Source organism: Micromonospora sp. WMMD956 (assembly GCF_029626125.1).
Classification (GTDB): domain Bacteria; phylum Actinomycetota; class Actinomycetes; order Mycobacteriales; family Micromonosporaceae; genus Micromonospora; species Micromonospora carbonacea.
The window spans coordinates 1,867,795-1,882,837 of the sequence record NZ_JARUBI010000005.1; the positions used below are offsets into that span (position 1 = coordinate 1,867,795).

At 74.7% G+C, this 15,043-nt stretch carries 13 protein-coding genes; 4 read left to right on the plus strand and 9 right to left on the minus strand.

What is annotated here, in order from left to right; all coding sequences use genetic code 11:
* Positions 1 to 128 precede the first annotated feature (128 nt).
* Positions 129 to 1,283 carry an SAM-dependent methyltransferase gene (locus tag O7628_RS08655; RefSeq protein WP_278129452.1) on the plus strand — a complete coding sequence of 385 codons (1,155 nt, stop codon included), beginning with the start codon at positions 129 to 131 and terminating at the stop codon, positions 1,281 to 1,283.
* Between the two features lie 201 nt (positions 1,284 to 1,484).
* Here the strand turns inward: O7628_RS08655 and O7628_RS08660 are convergent, their stop codons facing one another.
* A complete protein-coding gene (locus O7628_RS08660) occupies positions 1,485 to 1,946 on the minus strand; it encodes a hypothetical protein (RefSeq protein WP_278129453.1) in 462 nt (153 codons plus the stop codon).
* 276 nt (positions 1,947 to 2,222) lie between these two features.
* On the opposite strand from O7628_RS08660, the gene O7628_RS08665 reads away from it, so the two are divergent.
* Positions 2,223 to 2,639: a helix-turn-helix domain-containing protein gene (locus tag O7628_RS08665; protein ID WP_043965390.1), complete on the plus strand. Its 417-nt coding sequence runs from the start codon at positions 2,223 to 2,225 to the stop codon at positions 2,637 to 2,639.
* A gap of 208 nt (positions 2,640 to 2,847) precedes the next feature.
* Here O7628_RS08665 and O7628_RS08670 read toward each other — a convergent pair whose 3' ends face one another.
* The 8 genes from O7628_RS08670 to O7628_RS08705 all read right to left on the minus strand — a co-directional run bounded on the left by O7628_RS08670 (position 2,848) and on the right by O7628_RS08705 (position 12,945).
* Complete coding sequence (locus O7628_RS08670; protein ID WP_278129454.1) at positions 2,848 to 3,804, minus strand: hypothetical protein; 957 nt, start codon at positions 3,802 to 3,804, stop codon at positions 2,848 to 2,850.
* A gap of 157 nt (positions 3,805 to 3,961) precedes the next feature.
* The gene (locus O7628_RS08675) at positions 3,962 to 6,112 is read right to left on the minus strand and encodes a DEAD/DEAH box helicase (protein WP_278129455.1); all 2,151 of its coding nucleotides are present in this window, start codon (positions 6,110 to 6,112) and stop codon (positions 3,962 to 3,964) included.
* A gap of 38 nt (positions 6,113 to 6,150) precedes the next feature.
* Complete coding sequence (locus tag O7628_RS08680) at positions 6,151 to 7,266, minus strand: branched-chain amino acid ABC transporter permease (RefSeq protein WP_278129456.1); 1,116 nt, start codon at positions 7,264 to 7,266, stop codon at positions 6,151 to 6,153.
* On the minus strand, positions 7,263 to 8,153 hold the full coding sequence (locus O7628_RS08685) for a branched-chain amino acid ABC transporter permease (protein WP_278129457.1): 891 nt from the start codon (positions 8,151 to 8,153) through the stop codon (positions 7,263 to 7,265). Before O7628_RS08685 ends, O7628_RS08680 begins: the two co-directional genes overlap by 4 nt.
* The gene (locus tag O7628_RS08690; protein ID WP_074472465.1) at positions 8,150 to 8,938 is read right to left on the minus strand and encodes an ABC transporter ATP-binding protein; all 789 of its coding nucleotides are present in this window, start codon (positions 8,936 to 8,938) and stop codon (positions 8,150 to 8,152) included. Before O7628_RS08690 ends, O7628_RS08685 begins: the two co-directional genes overlap by 4 nt.
* A complete protein-coding gene (locus tag O7628_RS08695; RefSeq protein WP_178066483.1) occupies positions 8,935 to 9,678 on the minus strand; it encodes an ABC transporter ATP-binding protein in 744 nt (247 codons plus the stop codon). The genes O7628_RS08690 and O7628_RS08695 overlap by 4 nt, the downstream gene beginning before the upstream one ends.
* A gap of 3 nt (positions 9,679 to 9,681) precedes the next feature.
* Positions 9,682 to 10,887 (minus strand): substrate-binding domain-containing protein, encoded by a 1,206-nt coding sequence (locus tag O7628_RS08700; RefSeq protein WP_278129458.1) that lies wholly within the window; start codon positions 10,885 to 10,887, stop codon positions 9,682 to 9,684.
* An 897-nt stretch (positions 10,888 to 11,784) separates the two neighbouring features.
* Positions 11,785 to 12,945 (minus strand): glycerophosphodiester phosphodiesterase, encoded by a 1,161-nt coding sequence (locus O7628_RS08705; protein WP_278129459.1) that lies wholly within the window; start codon positions 12,943 to 12,945, stop codon positions 11,785 to 11,787.
* Positions 12,946 to 13,050: 105 nt separating this feature from the next.
* Between O7628_RS08705 and O7628_RS08710 the strand changes: the two genes are divergently transcribed.
* Positions 13,051 to 14,385 (plus strand): potassium transporter TrkG, encoded by a 1,335-nt coding sequence (locus O7628_RS08710; protein WP_278129460.1) that lies wholly within the window; start codon positions 13,051 to 13,053, stop codon positions 14,383 to 14,385.
* Positions 14,375 to 15,043 (plus strand): TrkA family potassium uptake protein, encoded by a 669-nt coding sequence (locus O7628_RS08715; protein ID WP_278129461.1) that lies wholly within the window; start codon positions 14,375 to 14,377, stop codon positions 15,041 to 15,043. The genes O7628_RS08710 and O7628_RS08715 overlap by 11 nt, the downstream gene beginning before the upstream one ends.

A 15,043-nucleotide genomic window follows, 5' to 3' on the forward strand; every position in this document is an offset into this window, starting at 1 on the left:
CCCCGCCGGAGCGGGGGATGTCGCGTTCCGGAGCAGGCCGACCGGGCGGGGCGGCTCGGCACACCCCGCGTCCCGCCAAGGGCACCGCCCGCCGCGTGCGGGACGATCCCGGCGAGGAAGATGGAGAGATGCCCGAACCCCTGGACGCCGCCCTGACCGAGGTCCGGGCCCTGTTGCTCGACCCCGCGCTGACCCGGGCCGTCGCCGCCGGCCGCCGCAAGGGGCACCGCCCCTCGGTGGTCCGCGCCGAGCTGCGCCCCGTCGCCCTCAAGGCGGGCCCGAGGTTGCAGATCGCCACCTCCGACGGGGCCCGCCCGTACACCCGCAACCTCGCGCCCGGCGCGGAGGCCGGCGCGGCCGTGGACGCCCTGCTGGCCGAGCCGTTCGGCAACTGGCACGTGGAGACGACCGACGTGACGCTCCAGCTCCGGGTGACCAAGTCCGGCGAGGCGCAGGTGCACCGGGCCGCCGCCGCCCGGCCCGCCGCCGAGGCGGTCGGGCACGACCGGGCCAAGGAGTGGCTGCTCGACCCGGGCGACGCGATCTTCGCCGAGATCGGCGGATCGGCGGCCAAGCGCCGACAGGTGGACGCGTTCCTGCGGGCGCTGGCCGCCACGCTGCCGGACGACCTCACCGGGCCGCTGCGCGTGGTCGACCTGGGCTGCGGCAACGCGTACCTGACCTTCGCCGCGTACCGGTATCTCGACCAGCGGGGGCTGGACGTGCGGCTGGTCGGCGTCGACGTGCGGGAGGACCAGCGGCAACGCAACACCGAGCTGGCCGGGCGGCTCGGCTGGGCCGACCGGGTGACCTTCGTGGCCGGCACGATCGCCGACGCGGCGGTCGACCCCGCTCCCGACCTGGTGCTGGCCCTGCACGCCTGCGACACCGCCACCGACGAGGCGCTGGCCCGGGCGGTGCGCTGGGACGCCCGCTGGGTGCTCGCCGCGCCGTGCTGCCACCACGACCTCGCCGCCCAGCTACGGGCCCGGCCGGCCCCGGCCCCGTACGACCTGCTGACCCGGCAGGGCATCCTGCGCGAGCGCTTCGCGGACGTGCTGACCGACTCGCTGCGGGCCGCGCTGCTGCGGCTGCACGGGTACCGGACCGAGGTGGTCGAGTTCGTCGACTCCCGGCACACGCCCCGCAACCTGCTGATCCGGGCGCGGCGGGCAGGCGGGCCGCCGACCGCCGAGCAGCGCGCCGAATACCGGGCGCTGGTCGACCAGTGGCAGGTGACCCCGCGCCTGGAGGCGCTGCTCGCCACGCCGCCGACCGGCTGACCCGGCGCGCCCCCGGGGGCCGCCGAACCCCGGCCCGCACCTGCTCACGGGCCCGGCCCACGCTCGCTATGTCGGGAATATGGCGGGGTCCGCGGGTCGGGATACCGCTATGTCGCCGACATGGAGTCGATCAAGCCCAGCGGGCAGGCCGGGCCGGGTCCGCTCTCGCGCCAGCGCACCCGTTCTCCTGTGCCGGTCCGCTCAGCGGCGGCGGTCGCCGCTGCCGCCCCGGTCCCGCCCCTGGGCCCGCTCGTTGCCGGCGCTGCGGTCGAAGGCCGAGAACCGGTCGCCGCGCCCCCGGCCGCCCGGCCGCTCGACGTCCGGCGACAAGGTCGGGAACGGCACCACCTTCGCCGGGGTCTCCGCGTTGCCTGCGGCGGCGAAGGCGTTCCAGGAGATGTCGACCAGCAGCCGCTTGAGCTCGGCGTGCCGCACCGCCGCGTTGCGTTGCAGGGCCAGGCGCACGCCGAGCACCACGCCGACCAGCGTCGTGGTGACCGCGCCCGTGGCGGCCAGGACGTGCGCCCCGGTCACCCGCTCGGCGTGCGACACCAGGACGAGCAGCCAGCACCAGAAGCCGGCGGCGAACACGCCGGCCTTGGCGACGAAGAAGAGACTCACCGCACCCGGACGGTGCGGCACCGGACGGCTCGGCTCGCTCATGCTGCTCCTCATCGGCGGTCACCCACGGCCACGGGCGGTGGGCGGATGAGCATCGAGCTTAGTTGACGTACGGCAATCAGTCGCAGCGACCGATACGCTTCCCGTGGGAACGTTCCCATTCGGCGGGAAAGAACATGAGAGATATTCGCAGGTAGCCGCCCCGGGAAGGCACCGATCGGGACGAAGGGGGCGAGCAAACGCTTGCTTCCGCCATCTGTGGGACTACCCTCAGGGGGCACCGCCCGGTGCTCCGGCCCAAAGGAAGACCGCGCAGGAATGGCTTCGCCAGAGGTTTCCCCGCAGATGGCGTTCGCACGTTTCGTGCGACGCGCCATCGACGACGCCCGCGAGGAACGGGGCTGGACCGTCAGCGACCTGGCGTCGCACACCGGGGTGGGCCGGTCCACCGTCTTCCGCTGGCTCGCCGGCGACTGGCAGGACTACCCCGAGCTGGCGAAGGTGCGCGGCTTCTGCGCCGCGCTCGACCTGCCCGTGACGGCGGCCTTCCGGGCCCTCGGGCTGCCCGACTCGGGGCCCGTCCCCCGGCGACGCGGCGACGAGGGGCCGGTCGAGGCCGACGTCCGGGTCATCCTCCAGCGGCTGGCCGACCCGGCCGTGCCGGCCGAGGAGAAGCACCACATCCGCGATCTGCTCCGCTACCTGGCCCGCCGCCCGGTCCGCCGCGCCGGCTGAACCGCCCCGGCTGAGCCGCCCGGCCTTCGCGCCGGCTGAACCGCCCCGGCTGAGCCGCCCGCCCTTCGCGCCGGCTGAACCGCCCCGGCTGAGCCGCCCGGCCTTCGCGCCGGCTGAACCGCCCCGGCCGTGGCGGGTCCTCCGACCGTTGCGGGTCCTCCGACCGTGGCGGGTCCTCCGACCGTGGCGGGCCACTCGGCCCTGCGGGTCAGGGCACGGCCAGCGTGAACTCGGCCGTCCGCACCACGCCGGCCACCTGGAAGTCGAGGAAGAGCCGGTAACGGCCCGGCCCCGGCACGGTCACCTGGAAGCTCACCCCCGCCGTCGGCGGCCCCGCCTCCGGGTGCACGTGCAGGTAGCCCAGGTCGCCCTCGCGCAACGCCACCAGGTGCCCGTACGCGCCCAGGTAGCGCTCCAGCGGCGCGGCGGTGCCGTCGGCGGCGCGCACCTCGAACCGCAGCGGCCGGGTGACGCCGATCCCGGGCTCGCCGGACCAGCTCACCGCGAAGCCGTCCACGGTCGCGGCGCGGGCCGCCGCCGGCAGCGGCCGGGGAGCGTACTCCCCCGGGACGGCCAGGTCGGTGCCCAGCGTCCGGGCGCTCTGCCCGCCGTCGTCGGTGACCAGCGTGAAGTCGGCGTACGCCCGCCAGACGCCCGGCTGCGGCAGGGTCAGCGGGACCGACCAGGTGCCGTCCGGGGCCATCGTCGGGTGCAGGTGCTGGTAGCCGGTGAGGTCGCGGCGCACCACGATCATGTGCATCGGCTTGTCGTGCACGACCGCGAAGCGGGTCACCGGCCGCCCCTCGGCGTCCCGGATCTGGAACCGGAACTCGCCGGCCCGCCCGGCCGCGAGGTCGGCCGCCAGCGGGGTCAGCGTCCAGCCGCCGGAGCTGACCGCGAGGCCCCCGACGCCCGTCGGGTCGCTCCCGTCGGCGGTGCCGCCGTGGTCGTGCTCCCCGGTGCCGGGCGCGTGCGTGTGGTCCGCGCCGGCCGGCGTCGACGCGTAGCCGCCGGCTGCCGGGGGCGGGTTGAGCCGACCGAGGCCGAACCCGAGCAGGACCGCGAGCACCAGCCCGCCGACGACCGACGCGAGCCGCAGCGTGCCCCGGTCGACCAGCGCCCCGGGCTGCTGCGGCTCCCCGCCGTCGGGAAGCTGCTCGGTCATGCGGCCCACCGTACCGCCGGGGCCCGCCCGGCCTGGTCAGCGACGGCGCGGCGTGGCACTGGTCGCAATCCGCCGCCCCCGGGAACTTTCGTTTGCAGGGGCCCCCTGTACAACAGAATGCGTTAACAGGGGGCCCTTCCTTGCACCCTTGCACCCGTCAGCCGGCGACGGCCAGCGCCAGGGGGAGCACGTCGGGCGCGCCGGCCCGGCGCAGCAGCCGGGCCACCATCGTCACCGTCCAGCCCGTGTCGACCAGGTCGTCGACGAGCAGCACCGGCCCGTCCAGCCCGGCGAGCGTGTCGGCCAGCCCGTCCGGCAGGGCGAAGGCGTCGTGCAGCGCGCGTACCCGCTGGGCGCTGTTGCCGCACGGGCCGTCCGGGCCGGCGGCGCCCGTGGGCACGACCGCGCCGAGCAGCGGCAGCCGGCCCACCGCGGCGATCCGCTCCGCGAGCGAGCCGACCAGCTCCGGCCGCCGCCGGGAGCCGACCGCGACCACGCCCACCGGGCGGCGCGGCCACGGGTCGTCGCCGTGCGCCCACGCCTTGAGCACCTCGACGACCGCGCCGGCCACGTCGTCGGGGACCGGCCGGTCGGCCGCGCCGGGGCCGACCAGCTCCCGCAGCCGGCCACCCCAGCCCAGGTCCGACAGCCGCCCCACGGCCCGCCCCGAAAGCGCCTGCTCCGCCGGGGGGATCCGGCCCTTCAGGGGTACGCCCACCGCGTCCAACCCGGTCGGCCACAGCTTCTTCGGCGGGACGTCCACCCCGGGGCGGCCCAGGAAGCCCTGGGCCGCGCCCAGCGCCGGCGAGGACACGTCGGCGGTGAACAGCGGGCCCGCGCACCGGTCGCACCGCCCGCAGTCGCCGGCCCCGGCGTCGTCGAGGCACTCCCGCAGGTAGCGCAGGCGGCAGCCGGGCGTCGTCGCGTACTCGCGCATGGCCCGCTGCTCGGCGGTGCGCGCCTCGGCGACGCGGCGCAGCCGGGCCCCGTCGTAGACCCAGGGCTCGCCCGTGGCGAGCCAGCCCCCACGCACCCGGCGGACCGCGCCGTCCACGTCGAGCACCTTGAGCATCAGTTCGAGGCGGGCCCGGCGCAGGTCGACGATCGGTTCGAGGGCCTGGGTGGACAGCGGCCGGTCGGTGTGCAGGGCGGCCAGCACGGCGCGCACCTGCTCCTCGGGCGGGAACGCGAGCGAGGCGAAGTAGCGCCAGATGGCCGCGTCCTCCGCGCCGGGCAGCAGCAGCACCTCGGCGTGCTCGACGGCGCGCCCGGCGCGGCCGACCTGCTGGTAGTACGCGATCGGCGACGGCGGCGCGCCGAGGTGCACCACGAACCCGAGGTCGGGCTTGTCGAAGCCCATGCCCAGCGCCGACGTGGCCACCAGCGCCTTGATCTTGTTGTCGAGCAGGTCCTGCTCGGCGGCCCGCCGGTCGGCGTCCTCGGCCTGGCCGGTGTAGGAGGCGACCGGATAGCCCCGGGAGCGCAGGAACTCGGCGGTCTCGCCGGCCGCCGCCACGGTCAGCGTGTAGACGATCCCGGAGCCGGGCAGTTGGTCCAGGTGGTCGGCGAGCCAGCCGAGCCGGTGCGCGGGGCTGGGCAGGTCGAGCACCCCGAGGCGCAGGGACTCCCGGTCCAGCGTGCCGCGCAGCACGAGCGCGTCGCCGAGCTGTTCGGCGACGTCGGCGGTGACGCGGGCGTTCGCGGTGGCCGTGGTGGCGAGCACCGGCGTACGCTCCGGCAGGTTCGCCAGGAACGTGCGCAGCCGCCGGTAGTCGGGGCGGAAGTCGTGCCCCCAGTCGGAGACGCAGTGCGCCTCGTCGACGACGAGCAGCCCGGTCGTCGCGGCCAGCTGAGGCAGCACCGCGTCCCGGAAATCGGGGTTGTTGAGCCGCTCGGGGCTGATCAGCAGCACGTCCACCGCGCCGTCGTGGATCTCGGCGGTGACCGCGTCCCACTCGTCGAGGTTGGCCGAGTTGATGGTGCGGGCCCGGATGCCGGCGCGGGCGGCGGCGTCCACCTGGTTGCGCATCAGCGCCAGCAGCGGCGACACGATCACCGTCGGCCCGACGACGGCGGCTCCGGAGTCGGCGGGTGGGCCCGCCGCGTCGCGGTCGCGCAGCAGGGCGGTGGCCACGAAGTAGACGGCCGACTTGCCCCACCCGGTGCGCTGCACGCAGAGCACCCGACGCCGGTCGACCACCAGCGCCTCGATGGCCCGCCACTGGTCCTCCCGCAGCCGGGCGTGCTCGCCGGCCAACCGGCGCAGCACCGCCTCGGCCCGCTCCCGCACCCGCCCCTGCTGATCCACCCCCCATTCCTACCAGCCCCCGCCCCCGGCCCTGCCGGTCAAGGGGTGCGGCGGGCGGGCAGGTGGCGGGTCAGCGGGGCGAGGCGGGTGCGGAGGCTGGCCAGGCCGCCGGGGAAGAAGTAGACGGCCAGGATGAACACGGTGCCCAGCACGAACAGCGGCTGGCTCAGGGGGCGGCTGAGGAACGCCGGCAGCGCCTCCACGGCGTCGCTGCTGCCGAACGCGGTGAGCCGGTGGTCCAGGTACATGTAGCCGACGCCGCCGAGCACCGGCCCCCAGCGGGTGCCGGGCCCGCCGAGCACCACCATCACCAGCAGCGACAGGGTCAGCTCGCTGGAGGTGACGTGCGGCGACGCGCCGCCGACGATCAGGCAGTAGACCACTCCCCCGCCCGCCGCGAGCCCGCCGGCCAGGGTGAACGCGACCAGCTTGAACCGGTACGGGTCGAGCCCGAGCACCCCGATCCGCCGCTCGTCGTCGCGCAGCCCGGCGAGCACCCGGCCGGTCGGCGACCCGGACACCCGGTGCACGACGAGGACCACCAGGGCCAGGTACGCCAGCGCCAGCCAGTACAGGTTGACGGTGTTGGCCACCCCGACCAGCCCGGCGGGCAGCCCGGACACGTCCAGCGGCAGCCCCTCCTCGCCGCCGGTGAGCCCGCCGAAGTCCCGGGCCACCAGGATCGCCCCGACCTGCGCGAAGGCGAGGGTGACCATGGCGAACGCGATCCCGGCCGTCCGCAGCGCCACCGCGCCGAGCAGCCCGGCGAGGATCGTCCCGCCGGTGACCGTGAGCAGCGCGGCCTGCCACAGCGGCAGCCCGGCCCGGGTGACCAGGATGTCGGTGCCGTAGACGCCGGCGGCGAAGTAGAGGGCGTGCCCGAAGGAGAGCATCCCGGTGCGCCCGAACAGCAGGTCGTAGCCGGCGGCGAGGCCGCCGAAGACGAGGCAGACGGCGAGCAGTTGCAGGGTGCCGGGCGAGTTCAGCGGCCCCTCGAAGACCCCGGGCAGCTCCAGCGTCGAGTACGGCAGGACCGCCGCCACGGCCAGCGCCACCAGCGGCAGGTACGGCCGCAGCCCGGGCCAGCCCCGCCGGTGCGGGGTCAGCTCGTCCGGCACCCGCGCCGGGGGCGCCTCGACCACCGAGTCGGTCATGCGTGAGCCACCTTTCCGGCGATGCCCTGCGGGCGCAGCAGCAGCACCACGGCCAGCAGCGCGACGACGCACAGGTCGCCGACGCCGGACGCGCCGTAGTAGTTGACGAACTGTTGCAGCAGGCCGACGGCGACGGCCGCGTACGCGGAGCCGACGACGGAGCCCATGCCGCCGATCACCACCACGATGAACGCGAAGATCAACAGGGAGCCGCCCTGGCCGGGCGAGACGGTGCCGAAGTAGACGCCTCCGAGCGCGCCGGCCAGCGCGGCGGCGGCCCCGCCGATGGCGAAGACCAGGGTGAACGCCTTGCGCACGTCGATGCCCAGCGCGGTGACCATCTCCCGGTTCTCCACCCCGGCCCGGATGGTCAGCCCGTACCGGGTCCAGCGCAGGAACGCCAGCAGCGCCCCCAGCACCACGGCGGCGGCGACGATCAGCAGCAGCCCGCCGTTGGGCACCTGCGCGCCGAGGACCCCGGTGACCTGCCGGGTCCACTGCGGGCGGGGGAACGGCCGGGCGTCCGCGCCCCAGGTGGCCTGGAGCAGCGCCACCCCGGCCAGCGACAGGCCGACGGTGACGAGCACCTGCTCGATGGTGCGCGAGTAGAGCGGCCGGATCAGCACCAGCTCGACCAGCACGGCGACTGCCGTGCCGGCGGCCACCCCGAAGGCGACGGCGAACACGAAGCCGAGGCCCTCGCCGCCGGCACCGGGCAGGTTGCCCGCCGCCCACCACGTCCCGTACGCGCCGACGCCGAGGAACAGCCCGTGGGCGAAGTTGAGCACATCGGCGAGGCCGAAGACCAGCGACAACCCGGACGCGACGAGGAAGTACAGCGCCGCCAGGCCGAGCCCGGTCAGCGTCAGCAGCACGATCGTGTTCACGCAGCGCCACCTTCCGTTCGCGGCTGCGGGGCTCGCAGGCCCGGCTCGCTCCTCGCGCTCACCGGCACCTCGCCCGAGCCCACGCCCAGCAGGGAGCGGGTCAGCTCCGCCGAGCCCAGCAGCTCGCCCGCGCCGCCGGCCCAGGCGACCCGGCCAGCGGAGAGCACCACCGCGTCGGTGGCGAGCCGGCGGACCACGGCGAGGTTCTGCTCGACCAGCAGCACCGGCACCGTCTCCGCGACGCGTTCCAGCACCTCGGCCACCTCGGTCACCACCTTCGGCGCCAGCCCCTTCGTCGGCTCGTCGACCAGCAGCAGCCGGTTGTCGTTCAGCAGCACCCGGCCGATCGCGAGCATCTGCTGCTGCCCGCCGGAGAGCGAGCCGGCCCGTTGCCGTCCGCGCCGGTCCAGCTCCGGAAAGAGCGCGAACACCCGGTCGTACGCCGGGGTGGCGCCCCGCCGCTCGGCGAGCCGCAGGTTCTCGGCGACGGTGAGCCCGGCGAACACGTCGCGGTCCTCCGGCACGTAGCCGAGCCCGGCGCGGACGAGCCGGTGGGTGGGGCGGCCAAGCAGCTCCCGCCCGCCCGTCCGCACGGTGCCGCGCGCCTCGCCGCCCCGGGGCGTGAGCCCCAGGACGGCACGCAGGGTGGTGGTCTTGCCGACGCCGTTGCGCCCGAGCAGCACGGTCACGCCGGTCGGCGCGACGGTGAACGACACCCCCTGGAGGATGTGCAGCCCGGCGATGCGCACCGACAGGTCCGCGACGGTCAGGATGGGTTCCGTCACAGCGACTCCCCCAGGTACGCCTCCTGGACGGTGGCGTCGGCCATCACGGTCTCCGGGGTGTCGCAGGCCAGCAGCGCGCCGTGGTGCATCACGGCGATCCGGTCGGCCAGTTCGAGGATCACGTCCATGTGGTGTTCCACCATGAGCACGGACCGGCCGCTGTCGCCGGTCAGCGACCGGATCACCGCGACCAGCTCGGGCACGTCCTCGGCGCTGACGCCGGCCATCGGCTCGTCGAGCAGCATCACCCGGGGCTCCCCGGCGAGCAGCAGGGCGATCTCCAGCTTGCGCTTCTCGCCGTGGGCGAGGGTGCCGGCGAGCGCCGTACCCCGGTGGTGCAGGCCGACCCGGTCGAGCGCCGCGTCGGCGGCGGCGGCCACCCCCCGGTCGGCCGCCGCCCGCCGCCACAGCTTCATCGAGCCACCCCGGTGCGCCTGTACGGCGAGCCGCACGTTCTCCCGCACGGTCAGCGACCCGAACACCGACGACGACTGGAAGGTGCGCCCCAGCCCGCGCCGGGCCCGCCGGTGCGGCGGGAGGGCGGTGACGTCCTCGCCGTCGAGCAGCACCTGGCCGGCCGTCGGCGGACGCAGGCCGGTGATCAGGTTGAACAGGGAGGTCTTGCCGGCGCCGTTCGGCCCGATCACGCCGAGGAACTCGCCCGGCGCCAGGTCGAGGTGCACGCCGTCGACGATGGCGACCTCACCGATGCGCCAGGTCAGGGCGCGGGTGGCGAGCACGGGTCAGCCCTTCATCTGGCCGACCGGCGGCGCGGTCTCGTCGCCGGTGAGGCTCTTCTGCGCGGTCGCCGTGTACGCGCTGCCGCTGCCGGTCAGCTTCGCCTGGAACATGGGCTGGAGCAGGGCGTGGTCCTCGGCGCGGATCGTCATCGTGCCCTTGACGCCCTCGAAGCTCCAGCCCTCCAGGCCGGCGATCATCTTGTCCACGTCGTCGCCGCCCTGCTCGACCGCGCGCACGACCATCTGGGCGGCGGCGAAGCCGTCGGGGTGGAACAGGTCGAGGGTGCCGCCGGGGACCTTCGCCTTGGCGGCCTTCGCGGCCTCGGTGTCGGCGGCCCCGTCGAACCAGTGCGACAGGAAGGAGATCTTGGCGCCGGCCGCACCGAACGTCGGCCAGGACGCGCGGATGTCCAGCCCGGTGACGACCGTGGTCGAGGAGAGCACGCCCTGCTGGTCGAGGGTCTGCCACATGGCGGGGGCGGTGGTGCCCGCCCAGGCGACGAAGAGCAGGTCGGGCTTGGCAGCCTTGATCTGGCTCGCGAACGGGGTGAACTCGGTGGCGCTGGCCGGCGCGCGGACGCTGCTCACCGTGGCCCCGGCACCGCCGATGACGGCCTTCACGGCGGCCTCGTTGGCGTCGCCGAACGCGCCGTCCTGGGCGAACACGACGACCTTCTTGCCGGTCGGGTCGCCGATGAACGACCTCGCGGTCACCACGTCCTGGTAGGACTGCCGCCCCGAGCGGAACGTGTACCGGTTCGCCCCGGTCACGGCGTCGGTGGCGGCCGGGCCGGAGATGAACAGGACCTTGTTCTGGGCGGCGATCGGGGCCACCTGGAGCGCCACGCCCGACGAGGTCGAGCCAGCAATGATCTTCGTGCCCTTGCCGATCAGGTCCTTGGCCGCCGACACCGCCTTCGCCGGGTCGCCCGCGTCGTCGACCTCGCTGACCTCGATAGTCCGGTCGCCGACCTTGCCGGTGCCCCTGGTGGCATGGTCGAGCCCGGCCCGGAACCCCTCGATGTACTGCTTGCCGTAGCTGGCCAGCGCTCCCGACTGGGAGTAGACCAGGCCGACCTTCACCGGGGCGGCACCGTCACCGCCGCCGGAGGCGGTGTCCTGCGGGCTGCCACAGGCCGTGGCGGCGAGCGCCGCGGCCATCATCGTGGCGGCGGAGAGGAACACCCGCCGCGTCGTCCGGACCGTCATTGCGACTCCACGTGAGGACTCGGAGGAAGTTAACGTCATGTGTCGGATCACGCTAGAAGTGACGTCACCCACGAGCCATGTGGCGGAAACACATAAGTAGCGGTGAATGGGTGGCCCGCCGGGACAGTCACGCGGCGGTAGTACGGCCGCCCCGCACCTGCCGGGGCCGCTTTCCGCACCGGCCCGCCGGCCGGTGTGTCGCCACCCGCCACCGCCACCTTCCACCCGCCACCTGGCGGCTGGCGGCTGGCGGCTGGCGGCTGGCGGCTGGCGGCTGGCGGCTGGCGGCGATGATCGACTCCATGTCGGGGAGCTGGGCGTGTCCTGCCTCGCCGATACCCCCATCTGCCCGACATCACGGGCCGCGCGCCTGGGCTCGGGGGCGTTCTCGCCGGCTAGGGAGCTGATGTCGCAGATGACTCGGCACCGAGCCGCCCGCCGCCGGGAGGTCTGCCGGGGCTGCGCGACCCGGGTCGGACAGGTCTGCCGGGGCTGCGCGACCCGGGTCGGACAGGTCTGCCGGGGCTGCGCGACCCGGGTCGGACAGGTCTGCCGGGGCTGCGCGACCCGGGTCGGACAGGTCTGCCGGACCGGCAGGTGACAGGTGCAGTCACGCGGCCCGACCAGGCCCCGCCCGGAACGTGGCGGTGCGGGCCCGATCCAGTTACGACATCAGCTCCCTAGCCGGAACATGGCGATGCGGGGCCCGATCCATCTACGACATCAGCTCCCTAGTCGGCAGAACAGGGGCCGCGCCGCCAGGCGGCGCACCTACCCAGCCGCAGCACGCCCAACCAGCGCAGCGCAACCAGCCAGCCAGCCACCCAGCCGCGGCTGTGCCCAGCCAGCGCGGCCCGCCCCCGGTGGAGGGGACGGGCCGCGTTCGGGCGAGGTCGGTCAGTGGCGGGGCAGGCCGGCGCGGGCGGCGACGGCGGTGTCCGGCTGGTCGGCGAAGACGCCGTCCAGGCCGAGGCCGTAGAACAGCTCGTACTCGGCGGTGCTGTCGCCGCGGGCGTTCGGGTCGGCGCCGATGCGGAAGTCGGCCGGCAGAAACTGGTTCTCGGCCCGGAACGTCCAGGCGTGCACCACCAGCTTCAGCCGGTGGGCGTCCCGGACCAGGGCGGTGGGGGCGAGCAGCCTGCCGGCGGCGTCCCGGGGGACGATGAGGTTCTTGTTCGCGCCGACGCCGTCGGCGTACCCGGCGATCCACTTCAGGCCGGAGGCGGTGGCCAGGTCGGCGTAGGTGCGGGGGTCGCCGGCGAGGGTGAAGTCGTAGGGACGGCCCGACGCGTCGAGGAGCTGGGCCAGCTTCACGTCGGTCAGCTTGTCGAGCTTGCGCAGGTTGGCCGTCTCGAACGACTGGATGATCACCGGGTCGCCGCGGTGGGTGAACTTGTTCGCCTTGAGCACGGCGACGAGGCGCTCCTCCAGCGGCAGCCCGATGGAGGCGAAGTAGCTCGGGTGCTTGGTCTCGGGGTAGACGCCGATGGTGCGGCCCCGGGCCCTGCTCTCGGTGCGGGCCAGGTCGATGACCTCCTGGAGGGTGGGCACCGGGAACCTGCCGTCGAACGCGGTGTTGGCGACCCGCACCTGGGGCAGCCGCTCCGTGGCCCGCAGCGTCCTCAGCTCGGCCAGGGTGAAGTCCTCGGTGAACCAGCCGGTCACCGGCACCCCGTCGATGGTCTTGGTGGCCTTGCGGGCGGCGAACTCGGGGTGGGCCGCCACGTCGGTCGTACCGGAGATCTCGTTCTCGTGCCGGGCGACGAGCTGGCCGTCCTTCGTCGGGACCAGGTCCGGCTCGATGTAGTCGGCGCCCATCCGGATCGCCAGCCGGTAGGCCTCCAGGGTGTGCTCGGGCCGGTAGCCGCTCGCGCCCCGGTGGCCGATGACCAGCGGCCGGTCGGCGGCCCGGGACCGGTCCGGGGCGGCCGGCGGGGCGGCGTCCGGGGCGGTACCGGAGGCGGCCTCCGGCTTCGCCGAGGCGCTCATGGCCGGCACCGCCACGGCCGCCGCGAGCAGCGCGCCGGCCAGGCCGAGGGCGGAAAGGGTACGTCGCAACGCCGTCTCCTGTCGTCGAGGGATCGCGCCCAGCAGACCGGGGGCGGTTGGCCGGTAGATGGCCGTTTCGGCACCGGCGGTCGGCGGGGAACGGAAGATTGTCTGGTGCGCCGGTTTCTCCGTCACCCCGTGCGGCTGGTGCCGTTCGGGTTCCTGGCGGCGATCCTGCTCGGCACCGGCGCGCTGATGCTGCCGGCGGCGACCAGCGCGCACCGGTTCACCCCGTTCAGCACGGCGTTCTTCACGGCCACCTCGGCGGTCTCGGTCACCGGGCTGTCCGTCGTCGACACGCCGACGTACTGGAACGGGTTCGGGCTGGTGATGATCACCGTGCTGACCCAGGTCGGCGGGTTCGGCATCCTCAGCGGCGCGACCCTGGTGGTGCTCGTGGTCGCCCGGCAGCTCGGGCTGCGCAACCGGCTGCTGGTGCAGGCCGAGACCGCCGAGTTCGGCATCGGCGACGTCCGCGGGCTGCTGCTGCGGATCGCGGCCACCATGGCCGGCTTCGAGCTGGCCATGACCGCCGTCCTCGCCGGCCGGTTCTGGCTCGGCTACGGCTACCCGCCCGGCCGGGCCCTCTGGTACGGCCTCTTCCACGCCGTGCAGGGGTTCAACAACGGCGGCTTCGCGCTCTTCACCGACAGCCTCGTCGGGTTCGCCCGGGACCCGTGGATCTGCCTGCCGATCGCGTTCGGCACGATCGTCGGCGGGCTGGGCTTCCCCGCGCTGTTCGAGGCGTCGCGGGAGTGGCGGACGCCGGGCCGCTGGGCGATCGCCACCAAGCTCACCGTGTGGGGCAGCGCGCTGCTGCTCGTCGTCGGCTTCCTCGGGCTGCTCGCCGCCGAATGGCCCGACCCGCGCACCGTCGGCGGGTACGACGTCGCCGGCAAGGTGCTGGCCACCTTCACCCAGAGCGCGGTGATCCGCACCGGCGGGTTCGCCGTCCTCGACCCGGCGGGGCTGGACGAGGAGAGCGTCCCGCTGCTGATCACCCTGATGTTCATCGGCGGCGGCAGCGCCAGCACGGCGGGCGGGATCAAGGTTGCCACGTTCTTCCTGCTCGGCTTCGCCATCTGGGCGGAGCTGCGCGGCGAACCGGACGTCATCGTGGGCCGGCGGCGGGTGTCCACCGCGAGCCTGCGGCAGGCGCTGACCGTCGCCCTGCTCAGCGTCGCGCTGGTGGTCGGCGGCACGGTCGTCCTGCTGCTGCTCACCGAGGGGCTGGCCTACCACCTGGCGCTGTTCGAGGTGACCTCGGCGTTCAGCACCACCGGGCTCTCCACCGGCGTCGCGTCGACCGTCCCCGAGCCGGGCCAGCTCCTGCTGACCGTCCTCATGTACGTCGGTCGGGTCGGGCCGCTCACCCTCGGGTCGGCGATCGCGTTGAACACCCGACGACGGCTGTACCGCTACCCGGAGGAGCAACCCATTGTCGGCTAGGAGCTCAGACGACGGGGGCGTCGCGGTGATCGGGCTGGGGCGGTTCGGCTGCCACCTGGCCACCTCGCTGACCCAGCTCGGCCACGAGGTGCTGGCCATCGACCGCGACGGCGAACGGGTGCAGCGCTGGTCGCCGTACCTGGACCGGGTGGTGCAGGCCGACGCGACCGAGGAGGGGGCGCTGCGGCAGCTCGGCGTGACGGACTTCCCGCGCGTGGTCGTGGCGATCGGCGCGTCCGTCGAGGCGAGCGTGCTGACCGTCCTCGGGCTGACCGAGCTGGGCGTGCCGGAGATCTGGGCGCGGGCCACCTCAGACAAGCACGCGAAGATCCTCGGCTCCGTCGGCGCCCGCCACGTGATCTTCCCGGAGGCGGAGACCGGGGAGCGGGTGGCGCACCTGATCGTCAGCAAGATGCTCGACTTCATCGAGTTCGGCGACGACTTCGCCATCGCCAAGGTGCGGGTGCCGGACGCGCTGGTCGGTCGGCCGCTGCGCGAGCTGGCCCCGGCCGACCGCTACGGGGTGATGGTGGTCGGGGCGAAGCTGCCCGGCGAGCGGTTCCGGTACGCCGACCCGGGCACCGTGCTCACCCCCGGCAGCGTGCTGATCGTGGAAGGGAGCATCGCCCAGGTGCAGCGCTTCGCCGAGCTGACCTGA